This is a genomic window from Weizmannia sp. WK01 (assembly GCF_025905465.1).
GTDB lineage: Bacteria > Bacillota > Bacilli > Bacillales > Bacillaceae_C > Weizmannia > Weizmannia faecalis.
Genome location: NZ_CP109616.1, coordinates 1,371,185 through 1,391,065, shown reverse-complemented (window position 1 = coordinate 1,391,065; position 19,881 = coordinate 1,371,185). Strand labels below are relative to the sequence as shown.

The window sequence follows — 19,881 nt, the reverse complement described above, 5'->3', positions numbered from 1 at the left end:
AAAGCATTTGGTATTTTGACACTTCAAAAAGACCAAATATGCTCAGTTCCCCGGTTATTTTTGTCCTTTTGAACACTCCAAAAAGACATTTTGTTCCGGTCAATGGCTCCTTTTGTCCTTTTGGATGCTCCAAAAGAACAATTTGCTCCGGTCCACGGCTCCTTTTGTCCTTTTGACAGCTTCAAAAGGACATTTTGTTTCAGTTCACGGCTCCTTTTGTCCTTTTGACTGCTTCGTGACCACTGAAAAAAGCCATTTTTTTATGTAAAATTTGCTGTGTAGTGTAAGAAATTTTCTGTAAATGGTACTCTTTACCATAGAAATTAGTAAAAATGACAAATGTTTGGCTATAATTCGCCTTTTTAGAGGATAGTATGGCGGCTATCCTCTTTAAATTTACTGCCAAGGCTGTTAGCTTGGCTTGTAAGCCCATGCTTTTTAGACCGTACCATTTGGCACGATCTAACCCGTGGAAATTCTTCATTTCGCCATTTTTCCCTTCTTGGCATGCTCTTTTTTTATACTTCTCTTTAAATCCCTCCGATTTCTGTTGTTGACTATACTCATAAAATTCTGGGGTGTTGATTCCGATCCCTAATACTTTTCCGACTGTTTTTCCGGTTATGCAAACTTCTCGCATTGGGCAATTTCTACATTGTTCTCTGTCAAAATAGTAATTATACGTTTCTTTTCCACATTTTCTTATATAGTGTTTCTTTTTGATTGTTTTGTTTCCTTGACTACAGAACCACTCGTCAGAATCTTTGTTATAACTGAATCTTTCTTCGTCTATGCGATATGCAGCTTCACTTACAGGGATGTATGCCTTTGCTTTAAGTTCAGAGATTTTGTCTAAGATTGGCTTTTTAAAATAGGCTTTATCACCATATACTTCTGGCATTTTTATTCTCGTTTTCTTGGTTAACTCTAATAATTCATCAAACTTCGTTCCATCCACATAAGCTCCATTACCAGTATGAACAGCTGTAATCATTCGATCTTCTGTTGTCATCATAAATTCCGTTTTATAACCAAAGAAAGGATCATTTTTGCTTTTATACCCTATTCTCGCTTCTTGGTCGACAATCGATCGTACCCCTTTTTGCTCCATAAACTTCGGGTCTGCTAAAATTTCTTTCGCATTATTAACGAGTGCTTTTGTTTCAGGTGCTTTCTCCAGTTCAACTAGTTCTTCTACCTTTGATACCGTTTCTTCAAGATAGGACTTCATTGTTTTTCTAGCTTCATCATGGTTTTCTATTTCTTTATAATCAGGGATTTCTTGGTTGATTTCACTTGGTATTTCTCCGTTTTCTTCTTTAACGGTTTTAAAGATTTTTTTCGCTAATTGTTTCATGACTCGTTCCGGTCTATATTTTTTGGTGTTGGCTTCTGTATGAGTGGAATCAATCGTTATACCAGAAACCTTTTGTAAAATTCCTTTTTCAATGCATTGGTTTATGATTTCAATAATAATTTCATCTATAGTGAGATTGCCTTCTAATCTACTTTTACGAAATTTTGCCAAAAGACTTGGGTGAGGGAGGTCGTCTTCCGGATTGATTCCTAAAAAATACATATATGCAAGGTTTAATGAGCAATTTTCTATAACTTTCTCATCAGATAAGTCATAGAGTTTTTGTAACACCAAGATTTTAACCATAAGTTCGGGCTCTTTTGCTGGCCTTCCATATTCTTTACAGTAAGTTTTTTCAAGCATTTTATTGATAAAACTAAAATCCACTTCATCTCTTAATAATTTAAGTGTATGATTTTCAGGAATTTTATCGTATAATATGGAATAGATGCTTAATTGATTATCTTTTTCTTTAAGCATGATAGATACCCCCAGTTTGGTTTTGGTTTGTAGTATAACTTTATTATACCAAATACTGGGGGCATTTTTTTTCAATTTATTGTACATATAATTATTTTGAATTTTCAGATTGACTTTTTCAGTGGTCCCGACTGCTTCAAAAGGACATTCCGATCCCAGATGCAACGCGTTTTGTCCTTTTGGCAGCTTCAAAAGGACATTCCGAGCCCAGATGCAACGTGTTTTGTCCTTTTGGCAGCTTCAAAAAGACATTTCGAGCCCGGATGCAGCGTGTTTTGTCCTTTTGACAGCTTGAAAAAAACATTTCAGGCCTAGGTGCGGCTCCTTTTTGTCTTGAATACTCCAAAAAAAACAATTTGCTATGGTCCCGCGATTTCATTTGTGTTTTTAAATGCCTCCCTGAAACAACAGTAAGCTTACTTTTGCCATATTTTATAGCAAACCAAAGTATCTTGTTCAGCCCTTTTTGGATTTCCCCCATTTCTCCGGTTCCCGCCGCCATTCCTCGAGTGTCGCCAAGTCTTCTTCCCGGATCAGCCCCCTTTCTACGCCAACCTGAAGCAGTGTGGAGTAATTCGATAAGGAGTAAGCGGTGATGCCTTCTTTTGCAAAATTTGCCGCTCCGGCCGGAAGTTCATATGTAAAAATCGAGACAACGCCGAGCACTTCGCAGCCGGCTTCCCGTAATGCGCGGACAACGGTGAGCACGCTACCGCCGGTTGAAATTAAATCTTCGACAACGACAACTTTTTGCCCGGTGGAAACCCGCCCTTCGATCTGGTTGCCCTTGCCGTGTGTTTTTGCACTCGAACGGACGTATACCATTGGCAAATTCATCAGGTCGCTGACAAAAGCGGCGTGGGCAATCCCGGCAGTTGCCGTGCCTGCCACCACTTCCGTTTCCGGGAAGTGTGCTTCGATCAGCTTTTTCAGTCCGATGGCGATTTCTTTCCGCAGGTTCGGATAGGACAATGTAATGCGATTATCGCAGTAAATTGGCGATTTGATTCCGGATGACCATGTAAAAGGTTCACCGGGTTTTAAAAAAACAGCTTCAATGTCAAGCAATTGTCCGGCAATGTATTTTTCCATTATTCGTTCCCCCATTGTTGTTTCACTTTTAAATAAGCTTCGTACGGGTCGGGCGCTTTCGTAATCGAACGCCCGACGACAATTGCGGTCGAACCGAGTTCCCTTGCCTTCGCAGGTGTAACGACACGTTTCTGATCGGAAACATCATCTCCGGCCAGCCGGATGCCCGGCACCACTTTCAAAAACGCCCCGCCGAGCCGCGCCGTAATATCAGGGGCTTCAAATGCGGAGCAGACAACACCGTCAAGCCCTGCATCATAAGCAAGCACAGCGTAATCCAGCACTGATTCGCGCAGCGGTTTTAAAATGCCCTGTTCTTTTTGCATTTGCGTTTCAGAGGTGCTTGTTAGCTGTGTTACTGCGAGAATCGCCGGGCGTTTTTTCCCTGCAGGGGTGCCGGCTTCCAAACCAGCCAAAGCGGCTTTCATCATGTCCGAACCGCCGGCGGCATGGACGTTCACCATATCCACTCCAAGCCGTGCCAGCCCTTTCATTGCCCGCCCCACTGTATGTGGAATGTCATGCAGCTTTAAATCAAGAAAAATATCATGCCCCATTTCTTTGAGGGCAGCAATCAAACAAGGGCCGGTCTGGTAAAACAGTTCCATTCCCACTTTGACATAGAGCGGTTCGCCGCCAAACTGCTGTAAAAAAGCGAGCGTTTCTTCTTCCGATGAAAAATCAAGGGCGATGATCGGTTTATGCATGCTGCGTGTGGCTCCTTCCTATCAGGTCTTGAATGCTTTCGGCGCCGAGCTGTTCCATCACAGCCGGCAGTTCACGGATGATGCGCGGGCAGGCGAGCGGATCAATAAAATTCGCGGTACCGACTGCGACTGCACTGGCGCCGGCGTATAAAAATTCCACTGCATCTTCTGCCGTCATAATACCGCCCATGCCGATAATCGGGATATCCACTTCCCGGCTCACCTCGTAAATCATCCGGACAGCAACCGGTTTGACGGCCGGTCCCGAGAGCCCCCCTGTTTCATTGGCGAGAAGCGGGCGCGCCGTTTTCAAATCGATTTTCATGCCAAGGAGTGTGTTAATCATCGTGAGCCCGTCGGCACCGCCGGCTTCTGCTGCCTTGGCAATCGCCACAATATCCGTGACATTCGGGGAAAGTTTTACATACACCGGCACTTCCGAAACAGCTTTTACTTGCCGTGTCAGTTCAAACGCCATCTCCGGATCGGTACCGAATGCGATGCCGCCGGATTTCACGTTTGGGCAGGAAATATTGAGTTCAAGCGCGTGCACATTCGGCGTTTTTGAAAGGCGGGTGGACACGTAGACATAATCTTCAAAAGTGGAGCCCGCTACATTCGCAATGATTGGAACATCATATGACTGTAAAAACGGGAGCTCTTCCACAAGCACACTTTCCAGCCCCGGATTTTGCAGGCCGATTGCATTCAGCATGCCGGCTTCCGTTTCCGCAATCCGCGGGACCGGGTTGCCGAAGCGCGGTTCTGTTGTTGTCGCTTTAATCATGATCGCGCCCAGTTCGCTCAAATCATACCAGCGGCTGTACTCACGCCCGAAACCGAAGCAGCCCGATGCCGGCATGACCGGATTTTTCAAGGACAAGCCCGGCAGTTCGACGTGCAAATCCGGAAGAACACGGCGCTTTATTCCCCGTCTTTCGGCATGGTCTTTAGGTGAATCCGGGGGAACACGACACTCTATTCCCCGTCTTTCAGCATGATGTTCAGACAAATCCGGGGGAACACGGCGCTCTATTTCCCGTCTTTCAGCATGATGTTCAGGCAAATCTGGAAGAACACGGTGCTCTATTTCCCGTCTTGCAGCATGATGTTCAGGCAAATCCGGGGGAACGCGGTGCTTTACTTCCCGTCTTTCATCATGGTGTTCAGGTAACTCGGTCATATTAGGATCTCCCCCATTTCAAATACAGGCCCGTCGCTGCATACTTTTTTCGAAGCGGTGCCGGTTGGGTCATTTTTCGGGCGGCAGACGCACCCGTAGCAAGCGCCGGTTCCGCACGCCATCCGTTCTTCAAGCGAGAAAAAGCCGCGCTGCCCCGGGTATGCCGCTTCCAATGCGCGCAGCATCGCAGCCGGGCCGCATGCGTACAAACAGTCAAATGCCCAATTCTCCGCCGCCAGTACATCCGTTACAAACCCTTTCGTCCCCCATGAACCGTCCACCGTTGCGACGGATGTCGGGGCAAGGGTTGAAAACTTCTCCACGTAAAAAGCGTGGGCCGCCGATTCAAACCCGAGCACGTGGCGGACTTCAACGCCGCCTGCTTTAAGCTGCCGGGACAGCTCGTACAGCGGCGGGACCCCGATGCCGCCGCCGACAAGGAGCGCTTTTTGCCCGGGGCGAAGCGCGTCCACCGGGAACCCGTTGCCAAGGGGGCCGAGCACATCGAGCCGTGCGCCGGGTGCCATGTTTGCCATCAGGCGCGTTCCTTTTCCCTGCACCCGGTACAACAAAGTAAGCGCGCCGTTTTTGCGGTCCACCGCCGCGATGCTGATCGGACGGCGCAACAGGGGATCAAACCCGCTTCCCGCTTTCACATGAACAAACTGTCCGGGGCGGGCGATTTGCCGGACCAAACTGCCGGCAAGCACCATTTCCCAAATATCCTGCGCAATGAGCCGGTTGCTTTTCACGATCATATATTCCTGGATCATGCGTGCACCGCCTGCTTTGCCCCCTGCACCATCGGCATGATCGAAAAACTTATCGATTCCAAAATGGATACGATGGCTGCTGCTGTATCAAGCGAAGTCAGGCACGGGATGCCGCATTCGACTGCTTCCCTGCGGATCCGGAAGCCGTCGCGTTCGTATTCCCGGCCTTTTGTGATCGTGTTCAGGACAAATTGCACATCGCCCCTTTGGATCGAGTCGAGCACGGTCGCCCCTTCGCCGCCAATTTTTTCCACTTCTTCGACAGCCAGGCCGTTTTCCCTTAAAAATTTTGCCGTTCCCGCCGTTGCTTTTAAGGTAAAACCGATCTCGACAAAGCGTTTCGCAAGCGGCAGGGCTTCCGGTTTGTCTTTATCGGCAACCGTAAACAGGATGCTGCCATCCGGCGAAAGCTTCATGCCTGCTGCAACGAGCCCTTTGTACAGCGCTTTTTCAAATGTACGGTCGCAACCCATCACTTCTCCCGTCGATTTCATTTCCGGTCCGAGTGTCGGTTCCACCCGCTTCAATTTTGCAAAAGAGAAGACCGGCACTTTCACGAACACCTCCGCTTTTTCCGGCCTCAAGCCGGTGCCATAGCCGAGATTTTCAAGCGATTCGCCTAAAATCACTTTCATCGCGAGTTTTGCCATCGGGACATCGGTAATTTTGCTTAAAAACGGAACCGTCCGGCTTGAGCGCGGGTTCACTTCGATCACAAAGAGTTCATTGTGCGAGACGATAAACTGGATGTTCATTAACCCTTTGATTTCAAGCTCTGAAGCAAGCTTGCGGCACGTCTCCACCATTTCCGCTTTTAATGCCTCGGAAAGCCGCTGCGGCGGATAGACTGCGATCGAGTCGCCGGAGTGGACGCCGGCCCGTTCAATATGTTCCACGATGCCCGGGATTAAAATATCCCGGCCGTCCGCGATCACATCGACTTCAAACTCCTGCCCTGTCACATAGCGGTCAATCAAAACCGGCTGGTTCGGGCTGACTTTCACCGCGTGTTTCATATACTGGCGCAAGTCTTCTTCATGGTAGACGATTTCCATCGCCCGTCCGCCGAGCACAAACGACGGGCGCACGAGCACCGGATAGCCGATTTCGGCCGCAATTCGGACGACTTCTTCCGCCGAAGTGCCGGTTTTTCCAAGCGGGCGTTTAATGCCGAGCCGGTTTAACAAATGGTCGAATTTGTCGCGGTCTTCGGCACGATCGAGATTTTCAAGCGAAGTGCCGAGAATGCGCACCCCGCGGTTTGCGAGCTGTTCCGCGAGATTGATCGCCGTCTGGCCGCCGAACTGGACAACAACCCCTTCCGGCTGTTCCAAATCGATGATATGCATGACATCTTCAATCGTCAGCGGTTCAAAATAGAGCTTGTCAGAGATGCTGAAATCGGTGGAGACGGTTTCCGGGTTGTTGTTAATGATGATCGCTTCGTACCCGGCTTCCTGGATTGCCCACACCGCATGGACGGTTGCATAGTCAAACTCGATTCCCTGGCCGATCCGGATCGGGCCGGAACCGAGGACAATGATGCTTTTTCTGTTTGTCACAACCGATTCGTTTTCTTCTTCATATGTACCGTAAAAATACGGCGTTTCTGATGCGAATTCGCCGGCACATGTATCGACCATTTTATAGACCGGTAAAATGCCATTCTCTTTGCGCCATGCGTACACTTTTTCTTCTGTCGTTTTCCACAGCCCGGCAATCGTCTGATCGGCAAAGCCCATTTCTTTTGCTTTCCGGGCCGCCTCTTTGTCCCATTGCGCCTCCTGAAGCGTGTTTTCAAAGCGGATGATGTTTTCCAGCTTATGAAGGAAAAACAAGTCGATTTTGCTCCAGTCATGCAGCTGCCCGATCGTGACACCCTTTCTTAGCGCTTCTGCGATGTAAAAAAGGCGTTCGTCGCCGGCATTTTTGATCCTTTTTTCGATCACGCCCATACCGGATGCTTCCTCGAGTTCCAAATGATGGACGCCGATTTCAAGCGACCGTACTGCTTTTAACAGCGATTCTTCAAATGTGCGGCCGATCGCCATTACTTCGCCCGTTGCTTTCATTTGCGTGCCAAGTCTGCGGTATGCCTGTTCAAACTTATCGAACGGGAACCGCGGAATTTTTGTGACGACATAATCAAGCGCCGGTTCAAAATTGGCGTAAGAAGTGCCGGTGACCGGGTTTTTCATCTCGGCCAGCGTGAGCCCGACTGCAATTTTCGCTGACAGTTTCGCAATCGGGTATCCGGTTGCTTTCGAAGCGAGCGCAGATGAACGGCTGACGCGCGGGTTGACTTCGATTACATAATATTGAAAACTGTCCGGGTCAAGCGCGAACTGTACATTGCAGCCGCCTTCGATGCCGAGGGCGCGGATAATTTTCAATGAAACATTGCGCAGCATCTGGTATTCTTTGTCGCTTAACGTCTGGCTTGGGGCGACGACAATCGAATCGCCGGTATGGACGCCGACCGGGTCAATGTTTTCCATGTTGCAGACGACGATGGCATGGTCTTCGCTGTCGCGCATCACTTCGTATTCGATTTCTTTAAAGCCGGCAATGCTTTTTTCGAGCAGGCACTGGTGGACAGGGCTCTGGCGCAATCCGCCTGATACGGTTTCGATCAGCTCCTCTTCATTACGGCAGATGCCGCCGCCCGTTCCGCCCAGCGTGTAAGCCGGACGGACGATGACCGGGTAGCCCGCTTTTTCGATAAAACGGTAAGCTTCTTCGAGTGTATGGATGATCATGCTGTCCGGCACCGGCTCGCCAAGTTTTCCCATCAGTTCGCGGAACGCTTCCCGGTCTTCCGCCTGCTCGATGGCGCCCAGTCTTGTTCCGAGCACTTCGACGCCGTACTCGTCAAGGATGCCGGATTTCGCCAGTTCCATTGCAATGTTGAGACCGGTCTGGCCACCAAGCGTCGGCAGGAGGGCATCCGGGCGTTCTTTGCGGATGATGCGGGCGACAAATGCCGGCGTAAGCGGTTCGATGTAGATTTTATCCGCCATTTCCGTATCGGTCATAATCGTTGCCGGATTGGAATTGACCAAAACGACATGATACCCTTCTTCTTTTAAAGCAAGGCAGGCCTGCGTGCCGGCGTAATCAAATTCTGCAGCCTGGCCGATCACGATCGGGCCGGATCCGATCACAAGAATTTTTTCGATATCAGTGCGTTTTGGCATAGGTTTGTTCCTCCTTTTGTTTTTCAACCATGGTTAAAAACTTGTCGAATAACGGGTTCGAATCGTGCGGGCCTGGCGATGCTTCCGGGTGGTACTGGACGGTAAAAGCAGGGTATTTGCGATGTGCCAGTCCTTCAATCGTGCCGTCGTTCAATGCCCGTTCCGTTACGATAAGGTCTGTTCCGGCAAGCGAATGTTCATCGACCGCATAGCCGTGGTTCTGCGAGGTGATCACCGTTTTCCCTGTTTCGATGTCCTGGACAGGATGATTCGCGCCGCGGTGGCCGAATTTTAATTTGAACGTATCGGCGCCGCACGCTAACGCAAACAGCTGGTGCCCGAGACAAATCCCGAAAAGCGGCACTTTCCCGAGTATGCCTTTTACCATATCAACCGCACAAGCGACATCTTTCGGGTTGCCGGGACCGTTTGACAACATCACCCCATCCGGCCGGAGCTGTAAAATGTCCGCCGCCGTTGTATCATACGGCAACACGGTAACGCGGCAGTTTCGTTTTGAAAGTTCGGTTAAAATGCTTTTTTTCGCGCCGAAATCGACAAGGGCAATATGTTTGCCGGGCCCTTCCATTTCGTAACGCTTCTTTGTGGATACTTGTGCAACGGCATCATGAATAGCTCGTTTCTCTTGAAGATTTTTGATCACGGCTTCCGGATCTTCGTCTTCGGCACAAAGGGCGGCCCTGAGCGTACCGAAAGCGCGGATTTTTCTTGTCAGTTTCCGGGTGTCAATGCCGGATATACCGGGGATGCCTTTTTCTTTTAAAAAGGTATCGAGCGTTAAGGTGCTCCGCCAGTTTGACGGGTACGAAGCCGCTTCTTTCACCACGACCCCCTTCACATACGGCTTTACCGCTTCAAAATCGTTCCAGTTGATGCCGTAGTTCCCGATGAGCGGGTAGGTGAACGTGACGATCTGGCCGTAAAAAGACGGGTCGGTTAATGTCTCCTGGTAACCAGTCATCCCGGTTGTAAAAACGATTTCCCCGTAAGCCGCTTTTTCACTGCCAAAACCTTCCCCTTTAAAAACCGTGCCGTCTTCCAAGAGCAGTTGCCTTTTCATTTCAATGCCAGCTCCTTTTCCCATACCAGTTTTCCGCTTCCCCATGTGGCTTGCGGGAAGCCTTTGCATACACACCCCAAAAACGGGGTATTTTTTCCTTTCGATAAAAAGCGATCCGGGTCAATTGTTTTTTCTTCTGCCAGGTTAACTGCCGTGATATCGGCGGGTGCCCCTGTTTTCAGCGTCCCGTATGGAAGACCGAACACGCTAGCCGGCTTTATTGTCATCCAGTCAACAAGCTGTTTTAGCGTAAATATGCCGGTTTCAACAAAATGTGTATATAAAAGCGGAAAAGCTGTTTCAAATCCGGTGATGCCAAATGGCGCCTGTTCAATGCCTTTTGCTTTTTCCTCCGCGGTATGCGGAGCGTGGTCAGTGGCGATAAAATCAATCGTGCCATCCAAAAGGCCTTCAATAAGGGCGTCGCGGTCTCTTTTCGACCGGAGCGGCGGGTTCATTTTCCAGTTGGCATCAGGGCCCGGGATGTCGTCTTCAGAAAGGAGCAAATGGTGCGGTGTCACTTCGGCTGTCACTGGAATGCCGGCCCGTTTTGCGTCACGAACAACCCGGACGGATTCTTTCGTGCTGATATGGCAGACATGATAATGGCAGCCTGTATGTTCTGCAAGCAACACGTCGCGGGCGATCTGCACCGACTCGCATACGGAAGGGATCCCTTTTAACCCGTGCGCCGCCGCGAAAGATCCGTCATGCACGCAGCCGCCCCGGATGAGCGAATTGTCTTCACAATGGGCGACGACCGCCATACCGAGTGTTTTTGCCTGTTCCATCGCAGCTAGCATCTGCCCCGCTTCCTGCACGCCGACGCCGTCATCCGTGAACGCGAAGGCGCCTGCTGCTTTTAAACCGGCAAAATCCACGAGTTCGCCGCCTTTTTCATCAAGGGTGATGGCAGCATAAGGGAGCACGCGCACAACTGCATCCCGGCTGATTTTTTCCTTTAGAGACAAAAGGCGCGCCGGCCGGTCGGTAACCGGTTTGGTGTTTGGCATCGCCGCTACCGTTGTAAACCCGCCTTTTGCCGCGGCCATCGTCCCGGTGCGGATCGTTTCCTTCTGTTCGAACCCCGGTTCCCGCAAATGCACATGCAAGTCGACAAACCCGGGGAGAACCGTAAGCCCCGTTGCATCATATACCTGTTCGCCCGCTTCTTTCAGTTCCGAGCCGGTTTCCGCAATTTTTCCATCTTTGATCCGGATATCCCGCTTTACCGATTCTCCCTTTTCATCTAAAACCATCCCGCCTTTAATTAACCAGTCCACTTGGCAAACCACCTTTTCTGTTTTGTCAAAATAGCGCGATCCATAGCAATTTTCATTTTTCAAGCTGTCTGGAAAACCGCTTTTTCTTTCTGTAAAATCGTTTTTAAAATCGCCATCCGTGCAAACACGCCGTTTTCCATTTGTTTAAAAATCCGCGACCGGCTGCATTCCACGAGGCTAGTTGCAATCTCGACATCGCGGTTGACCGGCGCCGGGTGCATAATGATGCTGCCCGGTTTCATCATCCGTTCCCGTTCCACCGTCAGCCCGTATGCGCGGTGGTATGCTTCTTTTGTCAGATGAGCGGTTTCTTGATGGCGTTCATGTTGGATGCGGAGCAGCATGACGACATCTGCTTCCGCTACGCCGTCATCGATCGGAACGTACGGGAGATGCATGGTCGGATCAAACCATTCTACAGGCCCCGAACATGTGACGGTGGCACCGAGCTTTTTCAATGCTTCGGCATTTGATCTGGCAACACGGCTGTGGACGATATCACCGATGATACACACCTTTAAGCCGCGGAAGCCGCCGAATTCCTGTTTGATCGTCAAAAGATCAAGCAGGCATTGGGACGGATGCTGGCCGCTGCCGTCTCCCGCATTGACAATCGAAAGCGCCAACCCTGCGAGCTGCCTGTAATATTCATCTTCCTGGTGGCGGATCACCACCACTTTGACGCCGATCGACTGCAATGTTTTCACCGTGTCGTACAATGTTTCACCCTTTTGCACGCTTGATGCCCCGACTTCAAACGGAAGCAGCTCAAGGCCAATCCGCCGTTCTGCCACTTCAAAGCTGCATTTTGTCCGCGTGCTCGGCTCGTAAAACAAATTGGCTGCAAAAACCGGCTCCGGCGCTTTCCATACGGCCCCTTTTGAAAAGGCATCGGCTTCTTCCAGAAGTTCCAAAATTTCCTCATTGCCCAAATCGGATATCGTCAGAAAATGCTGCATGTTCCATCCTCCTTTGTTTTTCAGCCAAAAAAGCACCCTGCTTATGGCAGGGTGCGTGAAATGGCACGGCAAGTCAAAAGCCTTGCGCGGCCGGCACCCTTCCAAGCCTCTCCGGACTTGCAGTTAAAAGGTGTTCCGTATTCATTTCAAATCGAGTAGGAGGCTAATCATTATTTGATTAGCCGACCTCTCACACCACCGTGCGTACGGTTCCGTACACGGCGGTTCTAAAGTTTACGACCGTACAGACAGATAGTAATCCAGAAAACTTATATACCTTGCTCTTCGGAAGAGTTCGTTTGTAAGGGTTCTAGCTAAGATATGGCTGCCGGAGATTCTCCAGTAGCCTTTTCTTGTGTTAGCCCATTCCCACGCCTTTCTTTTATTGATCCCTAATTTCTTGAGCCAATAAAATCTTGTGCGTACTCTCTTCCATCTTTTCCAAGTTACCATTCGCATTCTTCTTCGTGTCCATTGGTCCAGTCTGGTTACCAGACTTTTCATATCCGCTAGCTTGTAGTAATTTACCCATCCTCGGACAGTGTCGTTTAGCCTTTTCTTTCTTTCCTCTACGCTTAATCCGTTGCTTCTTCCTGTGATTCTGCGAATTTTCTCCTTTAATTTTTGAACACCCTTCGGGTGTACCCGGAATTTGCATTTTCCTTCATAAAGGTAGAATCCATAACTCAGGAACTTGATGTTTCTAATATGTGTGATCATCGTCTTCTCTCGGTTCACTTTGAGTCGCAATTTCCTCTCAATGAATGGGAGAATGTTATGGTATGTTCTTTCGCAGCTTCTTCGGCTTTTACAGAATATGATCACATCATCAGCGTAACGGACAAATCGGTGATTTCTTGCTTCCATTTCTTTATCCAATTCGTTTAACATTACATTGGCAAGAAGCGGACTTAGTGGTCCTCCTTGTGGAACACCGAAATCATTTGTTGTCCTTATTCCTTTGATCATAACACCTGCATTTAGGAATTTATGGATTAAGGAGATTACACGTCCGTCGTGAATTGTTTCACTCAATATCTGGATAAGCTTACTATGGTTTACCGTGTCAAAGTACTGTTCTAAGTCCAGGTCTACTACATACTGGTATCCTTCATTTACATTCTTTTGGCACTTGAGAAGTGCCTGATTTGTACTTCTATGTGGTCGGAAACCATAGCTATTGTCTGAGAACTTTCTTTCATATATAGGGACTAGGACCTGCGAAATGGCTTGTTGGATGACTCGGTCTACTACCGTTGGTATTCCAAGTTTCCTTGTTTTCCCGTTGTCTTTTGGTATTTCTACCCTTCTAACGGGTTGGGGCTTGTATGTCCCATTTCGAATGGAGAGGACGAGCTCCCTCTGATGTTCAGTTAGGTATGCCAAAAGTTCACCTGTTTTCATTCCATCGACACCGCCCGCACCTTTGTTTTTCTTTACCTTTTTATAGGCACGGTGCAGGTTATTACTTGAAAGGATTCGTTCGAGCATCCATTCGTTCTGTCTGTTGGTGTTAGTGGTGTTGTTTTCAGTTATCCTCTTGAAACTATGCCCTCTGTCATATCCTTCCTGTTCCGCAGTATCTTTTTGACAGCAGGTTTCTTCCTGTTTTCTGCATTTGTTCGTTTCTTCGGTAACTTTCATTGACTTCCACTTCCTTTAGTTCAGCCCTTCCTTCGATGCTCCAGGCATCTCCGTACTATGGCCTCTGCTGACTTCTCACGGCAAATCTTGTTTCAACCAGGTTTCATACTCTGTTTCCACCTGTCCGTGAGACCTCCCGTGGTAAGGTGATTCACTTTCATTCCATGTACCCGCACCATTTACGTTTCCACATCCGGATAGCTTTTGGGCTTTGACTTGTTCAGCAGCCTTACCCTGTGAGAGTACGCCTAATGATGTTCGTGTTCCTCGGGTCAGAATTTTGCCTCCAGCTTCCTTCAGATTCCATCTCACGATGGACACCCTTGCTCTTGGCTAATGGTTGGTCGCTACCTACCCCCATAGCGGACTTACACCGCCTAGCGAATCGCCATGCACGGCGCACTGAAAAAGCCCCTTTGCCGTGAGGGTACAAAGGGGCTTTCAAACCTCCTTTGCAAACCTCACAGGGCTTGCTTAAAAGGATTACACATCGTGGATTGTGACCAGGTCCCGCCCGTCCACATCCGTCAATTGTACAACGATTCTTTCCGACTGGCTCATCGGGATATTTTTTCCGATAAAGTCGGGGCGGATCGGCAATTCCCGGTGGCCGCGGTCAACGAGCACCGCGAGCTGGATCCGGCTCGGGCGGCCGATATCCATCAGCGCGTCCATCGCCGCGCGCACTGTCCTGCCTGTATACAGCACATCATCGACAAGCACGATGTTTTTATCGGTGATGCTAGATGGCAGGTTCGCGCCTTTTACTTCCGGTTCGCCGTTTGCCGTTTTTTTCGATAAATCGTCACGGTACAGCGTAATGTCCAGCTCGCCGACTTCGACTTTGCGCCCTTCGATTTGCGCAATTCTTTCCGCCAGACGCTCGGCAAGGTAAATGCCGCGCGTTTTAATCCCGATGAGCATCGTATCTTCAATGCCTTTATTCCGTTCAATGATTTCGTGGGCGATCCGCGTCAACGCCCTGCGGATCATGATTTCATCCATTACTACCGCTTTTTGGGCCATGGTGTCTCCTCCCGAGAAAAATCAAAGCCTTCCGCACCGAAGGCAGGAAGGCTTTGTAAAATGAACGTTCCCTTGCCAGCCTCACGGGACTGTCTTTAAAAGGCTTATGAAGTTATTTTTACCTTACCCGTTTTTCATCCGTTTGTCAATCCTTTTTTATATCATGATGCTCACAACCCACGCCTGAGTGTGTTTAAAAGATGCGCGAAATCATCCGGCAGCGGTGCTTCAAATGTGAGCGTTTCTCCTGTGCGCGGATGGCGGAAACCGAGTACCCCAGCATGGAGCGCCTGGCCGCCGAAATCAATCGTTTTTTTCGGCCCGTATTTCGGGTCGCCTGCCAAAGGATGGCCGATATACTTCATATGGACGCGGATCTGGTGGGTGCGCCCCGTTTCAAGCCGGCATTCGATAAACGTAAACCGGTCAAACCGTTCCAGCACGCGGAAATGGGTCACCGCGTCTTTTCCGTTATCGACCACGGCCATCCGCTGGCGGTCAGCCGGGTCCCTTCCGATCGGGGCGTCAATGGTGCCGGCTTCATGCGGAATATTGCCGTGAACAAGCGCAAAATATTTGCGGGTTACCGTTTTTTCACTGAGCTGCGCCGCCAGCTTTTCGTGCGCGTAATCGTTTTTGGCCACCATTAACAGCCCGGATGTGTCCTTGTCAATCCGGTGGACAATCCCGGGGCGGAGCACGCCGTTAATACCCGATAGATCTTTGCAGTGGTACATCAGGCCGTTCACAAGCGTCCCTGTAAAATGCCCATTCGACGGATGGACAACCATGCCTTTTGGTTTATTGACGACAAGCACATCGGCATCTTCATAATAGATATCAAGATGCAAGTCTTCCGGTTCAATATCGGGCAATTCCGGCTCCGGCACCTCAATTTCAACCAAGTCGCCTGTTTGCAATCTGTAATTTGCTTTTTCTTTTTTGCCGTTTACGGTAATGTCACCATCTTTAATCCATTGCTGAACTTGTGATCTTGACCATTCTTCCCGGATAGAAGAGACCATTTTATCAAGCCGTTCATTTGCTTCGTGTTCAAGAATGGTGTGATCCATTTTTTCCATCGGTTTTCTCCTTTGTCTTTCTGTCTTCCAAAAGCATTGAAATCAGCAACAATACAACGCCAATCGTTAAACTGGCATCCGCCACGTTAAAAATGGCAAAATCATAACTGCCGAAACGCAAATGGACAAAATCAACCACTTCGCCGCGGAACAGGCGGTCAATAAAGTTGCCGATTGCCCCTCCTAATATAAGGCCGAGGCTGATGCCGACTAGCGCCCTATCTTTCGCATATTTTTGTATGTAATAAAGAATGCCGGCAATGACAATTAGGGTAATGAGATAAAATAGCCACATCTGCCCTTCCAGTATGCTGAAGGCAGCGCCTGTGTTGCGCGTCGATGTGAGAAAAAAGAAACCCGGAATCACTTCGATGCTTTCCCCGAGCGCCATCCCTTTTAAAACGAGCCATTTTGCCAGCTGGTCCAAGATGATCACAATGAGTGCAACCACATAATAAAAAATAACCAATCGCTTTTCCTCCGCCTGTGTTTACGGCAGGCGCAAAATGCCACCTGGTCCGGAATATATTTCTTCCTGCATTTTAGCATAAACAGCAGGAAGTGAAAAGAACGGACGGCTGGATCCGGTCCGCCCGTTCCTGCCAGCTTCTTTTAGGCGGAAACCATTTTTGCTGATTGAAGTTGCGCAAAAGCAATGCCTTTTTGACATTTCTTTCGCCCTTTTCTAGTGAATAAGATCGTACGGGACGGTTACTTTGCCGTATGACAGGATGGTTTGCCGGTCCGCAGGCAACAGGGCAGGGATTTCCGCAAGGCCCGGGTCAACTTTCCGGGTGCCGTGAAACCCGTCCAATGCCGCCTCAATCTCTTTCAATTCTTCCTGAACCAGATGTTGCACGAGTTCATGCTTCACCTCGTACTCGGATAATTCAGCCTGTAGCGATTGCAGCCAAAGTTTCGGATCTTTACGCATCTTCCAACAGCCTCCCCGCGTCTTTGTTGGTTATAGCATTCCCGCAGGCAAGGCTTGTTTGCAGAAAAACGATTTCTAAAAGTAACAAAATCATGCAGCAGCAAACGGTTTTTGCCAGTTAAAATCCGGCGCCGGCAATGGGCTGAAATCCGTTAAAAAAGCCGGTGCTGCATGTCTTCATGCAAGCCCCGGCTTAAAGCTTTACACTTCCCGCATCAATGTTTTTACAACTTGTGCACAGCGCGGGCAGAGCGTCGGATGGTCATGGTCCAGGCCGACTTCCGGCGTTACAACCCAGCACCGTTCGCATGTTTCGCCTTCCGCTTTTTCGACAACAATGGCTGCGTGCTCAAGCTTCAGCGCATTTTCCGGTGCGTCTTCAATGGCCCCTGCCACTTCAAATCCCGACACAATGAACAATTGCTTTTTGCTTTCCGAAATGCTGTCAAGCAGTGCTTTCGTCTCCGCATTCACATACAAGGTCACTTTTGCCGTTAGCGATTTTCCGATTACTTTTGCGTTCCGCGCTTCTTCCAATGCTTTCAAAACGTCTCCGCGGAGCGCCATAAACGCATTCCATTTTTCCTCAAGCGCCGCAGCATCCGGCAAATCCACATATTCCGGCATATCGGTCAGCTGGACGCTTTCTTCCGCCACACCCGGAATATACTGCCAGACTTCATCGGCTGTATGCGGCAAAATTGGCGACAACAGCTTGGTTAAGGCAACAAGGCATTCATACAAAACGGTTTGCATCGCACGGCGTTCCGGATTGTCTGCAAGTTCGATGTACAGCACGTCTTTTGCAAAATCCATATAGAACGAACTGAGGTCTGTGGCACAGAAATTGTTCACCGCATGATAAATGGTGGCAAATTCGTACCGTTCATAAGCCTCCCGCACTTCCTTTACAAGCTTGTTCAGTTTGACAAGCATAAACCGGTCGACCTCGCGCAAATCTTCATAGGCAACTTGGTGCTGGGCAGGGTCGAAGTCGTTCAGATTGCCGAGCATGAAGCGGAATGTGTTGCGGATTTTCCGATAGACCTCGGACACTTGTTTTAAAATTTCATTGGAAACCCGGACATCTGCCTGATAGTCAACGGAAGCGACCCACAAGCGGATAATGTCAGCCCCCAGCTGTTCAACCACTTTGCCAGGCAAAATCGTATTGCCGAGCGATTTGCTCATCTTCCGGCCTTCGCCGTCCAGCACAAACCCATGGCTTAAAACGCCGTCGTACGGAGCGTGCCCTGTTACCGCCACACTGGTAATAAGCGATGAGTTAAACCAGCCGCGGTACTGGTCGGAACCTTCAAGGTACAAATCAGCCGGCCGTTTCAAGCCTTCCTGTGCAGCCAGCACGCCCTGATGGGAAGAACCGGAATCGAACCAGACGTCCATAATATCCGTTTCTTTTTTAAATACGCCGTTTGGACTCGCCGGATGCGTAAAGCCTTCCGGAAGCAGGTCTTTCGCTTCCCGTTCAAACCAGACGTTTGATCCGTGTTCGCGGAACAGGTCGGATACATGCTGGATGGTTTCTTCCGTGATGATCGCTTCGCCGTTTTCCGCGTAAAAAACAGGGATCGGCACACCCCATGCACGCTGGCGGGAGATACACCAGTCGCCACGGTCGCGGATCATGTTATGCATCCGGAGTTCGCCCCATACAGGCGTCCATTTGACCTCTTCAACGGCTTTCAAAATGTCATCGCGGAACATATCAACCGATGCGAACCATTGCGATGTTGCCCGGAAAATTACCGGTTTTTTCGTCCGCCAGTCATGCGGGTACGAGTGCGTTAAAAATTTCAATTTTAAAAGCGCACCTGCCTGATCCAGTGCTTCACAGATCGGTTTGTTGGCTTTGTCGTAAAACAATCCTTCAAAACCGGGCGCGTCTTTTGTCATCATGCCTTTGTCATCTACAGCACAAATCACATCAAGCCCGTATTTTTTGCCGATGAGAAAGTCATCTTCCCCGTGTCCAGGTGAGGTATGGACGCATCCTGTCCCGCTGTCGGTTGTGACGTGGTCGCCGAGCATGACGAGCGAATCGCGGCCGTACAGCGGATGTTTTGCGACAATGTACTCCAGCTTTTTCCCCGGAACCGTTTGAACGACTTCCGCGTTTTCCCATTCCAAAACGCCGCTTACTTCTTCGAGCAAGGCTTCGGCAATCAGGTATTTCTTGCCGTCCACTTTTACGACAACATAGTTGATCTCCGGATTGACGGCAATGCCGAGGTTTGACGGAATGGTCCAAGGTGTCGTTGTCCAGATGACGATTTTCGTATCCGTATCAAGCACGCCTTTTCCGTCTTTTACGTCGAACGCAACATAAATCGATGGCGATTTAATGTCTTTGTACTCAATTTCCGCATCTGCAAGCGCGGATTCGCTGGAAGGGGACCAGTATACCGGCTTCAGGCCTTTGTAAATATAGCCTTTTTTCGCCATTTCCCCGAATACTTTAATTTGCTCGGCTTCATACGCGGGCCGGAGCGTTAAATACGGATTTCCCCAGTCGCCACGCACGCCGAGCCGTTTAAACGCTGTCCGCTGGCGGTCGATTTGCTCATGGGCATATTTTTCGCACAGTTTCCTGAATTCGGCAACCGACATCGATTTCCGGTCCACGCCTTTTTTTGTCAGTTCCTGCTCTATAGGCAACCCGTGCGTATCCCAGCCCGGTACATAAGGGGCATGGTAACCTGTCATTGATTTGAACCGGTTGATGATGTCTTTCAATGTTTTATTCAGGGCGTGGCCCATATGGAGATCGCCGTTTGCATACGGAGGCCCGTCATGGAGCACAAACAAGGGCCTTCCTTCCGTGCGTTTCATCACCTTTTGATAAATATCCATTTCTTCCCATTTTGCCTGGATTTGCGGCTCTTTTTTCGGCAAATTTCCACGCATCGGGAAATCCGTTTTCGGCATTAAAAGTGTATCTTTGTAATCCATGCTGATCCTCCTGCCTTTTGCATATTGTATTTTGAATTTTTCGTTATGTTCAGCCTTGCCAAAAATCCAATAAAAAAACCTTCCCATCCCCAAAATAGGGACGAGAAGGTTCC

Annotated in this window: 15 protein-coding genes, 1 pseudogene and 1 other annotated feature (1 of these 17 running past the window's edge); all 16 genes and pseudogenes read right to left on the bottom strand. The window is 49.3% G+C overall.

Going from position 1 to position 19,881, the window contains the following annotated elements:
* Nucleotides 1-361: 361 nt before the first annotated feature.
* Nucleotides 362-1,837: pseudogene (locus OF158_RS06385) on the bottom strand (IS1182 family transposase); the annotation flags it as partial.
* Between the two features lie 136 nt (nucleotides 1,838-1,973).
* Nucleotides 1,974-2,318, bottom strand: a complete 345-nt coding sequence (locus OF158_RS06380) for a hypothetical protein (protein ID WP_035181875.1) — start codon at nucleotides 2,316-2,318, stop codon at nucleotides 1,974-1,976.
* A complete protein-coding gene (pyrE, locus tag OF158_RS06375) occupies nucleotides 2,294-2,929 on the bottom strand; it encodes an orotate phosphoribosyltransferase (RefSeq protein WP_035181877.1) in 636 nt (211 codons plus the stop codon). The genes OF158_RS06380 and pyrE overlap by 25 nt, the downstream gene beginning before the upstream one ends.
* Nucleotides 2,929-3,636, bottom strand: a complete 708-nt coding sequence (gene pyrF, locus OF158_RS06370) for an orotidine-5'-phosphate decarboxylase (protein WP_014095534.1) — start codon at nucleotides 3,634-3,636, stop codon at nucleotides 2,929-2,931. The genes pyrE and pyrF overlap by 1 nt, the downstream gene beginning before the upstream one ends.
* The gene (locus OF158_RS06365) at nucleotides 3,629-4,564 is read right to left on the bottom strand and encodes a dihydroorotate dehydrogenase (protein WP_264302955.1); all 936 of its coding nucleotides are present in this window, start codon (nucleotides 4,562-4,564) and stop codon (nucleotides 3,629-3,631) included. The genes pyrF and OF158_RS06365 overlap by 8 nt, the downstream gene beginning before the upstream one ends.
* 251 nt (nucleotides 4,565-4,815) lie before the next feature.
* Nucleotides 4,816-5,592: a dihydroorotate dehydrogenase electron transfer subunit gene (locus OF158_RS06360; protein ID WP_014095536.1), complete on the bottom strand. Its 777-nt coding sequence runs from the start codon at nucleotides 5,590-5,592 to the stop codon at nucleotides 4,816-4,818.
* Nucleotides 5,589-8,789: a carbamoyl-phosphate synthase large subunit gene (gene carB, locus OF158_RS06355; protein ID WP_035181879.1), complete on the bottom strand. Its 3,201-nt coding sequence runs from the start codon at nucleotides 8,787-8,789 to the stop codon at nucleotides 5,589-5,591. Before carB ends, OF158_RS06360 begins: the two co-directional genes overlap by 4 nt.
* Nucleotides 8,773-9,870, bottom strand: a complete 1,098-nt coding sequence (locus OF158_RS06350) for a carbamoyl phosphate synthase small subunit (RefSeq protein WP_035181880.1) — start codon at nucleotides 9,868-9,870, stop codon at nucleotides 8,773-8,775. The genes carB and OF158_RS06350 overlap by 17 nt, the downstream gene beginning before the upstream one ends.
* Nucleotides 9,867-11,153: a dihydroorotase gene (locus tag OF158_RS06345; RefSeq protein ID WP_035181881.1), complete on the bottom strand. Its 1,287-nt coding sequence runs from the start codon at nucleotides 11,151-11,153 to the stop codon at nucleotides 9,867-9,869. The genes OF158_RS06350 and OF158_RS06345 overlap by 4 nt, the downstream gene beginning before the upstream one ends.
* Nucleotides 11,154-11,212: 59 nt before the next feature.
* The gene (locus tag OF158_RS06340) at nucleotides 11,213-12,112 is read right to left on the bottom strand and encodes an aspartate carbamoyltransferase catalytic subunit (protein ID WP_026685101.1); all 900 of its coding nucleotides are present in this window, start codon (nucleotides 12,110-12,112) and stop codon (nucleotides 11,213-11,215) included.
* A gap of 234 nt (nucleotides 12,113-12,346) precedes the next feature.
* The gene (gene ltrA, locus OF158_RS06335; protein ID WP_048339776.1) at nucleotides 12,347-13,756 is read right to left on the bottom strand and encodes a group II intron reverse transcriptase/maturase; all 1,410 of its coding nucleotides are present in this window, start codon (nucleotides 13,754-13,756) and stop codon (nucleotides 12,347-12,349) included.
* Nucleotides 13,757-14,239: 483 nt separating this feature from the next.
* Entirely contained in the window at nucleotides 14,240-14,782 is a 543-nt protein-coding gene (gene pyrR / locus OF158_RS06330) for a bifunctional pyr operon transcriptional regulator/uracil phosphoribosyltransferase PyrR (protein WP_035181890.1), read from the bottom strand.
* A gap of 170 nt (nucleotides 14,783-14,952) precedes the next feature.
* A complete protein-coding gene (locus OF158_RS06325) occupies nucleotides 14,953-15,864 on the bottom strand; it encodes an RluA family pseudouridine synthase (RefSeq protein ID WP_035181891.1) in 912 nt (303 codons plus the stop codon).
* Nucleotides 15,836-16,333: a signal peptidase II gene (gene lspA / locus OF158_RS06320; protein ID WP_080738137.1), complete on the bottom strand. Its 498-nt coding sequence runs from the start codon at nucleotides 16,331-16,333 to the stop codon at nucleotides 15,836-15,838. The genes OF158_RS06325 and lspA overlap by 29 nt, the downstream gene beginning before the upstream one ends.
* A 216-nt stretch (nucleotides 16,334-16,549) precedes the next feature.
* Entirely contained in the window at nucleotides 16,550-16,798 is a 249-nt protein-coding gene (locus tag OF158_RS06315) for a hypothetical protein (RefSeq protein ID WP_035181895.1), read from the bottom strand.
* A gap of 201 nt (nucleotides 16,799-16,999) precedes the next feature.
* Entirely contained in the window at nucleotides 17,000-19,768 is a 2,769-nt protein-coding gene (gene ileS / locus OF158_RS06310) for an isoleucine--tRNA ligase (protein ID WP_035181910.1), read from the bottom strand.
* A 93-nt stretch (nucleotides 19,769-19,861) separates the two neighbouring features.
* Nucleotides 19,862-19,881 (bottom strand) — a binding site (T-box leader); it runs 201 nt beyond the window's last position.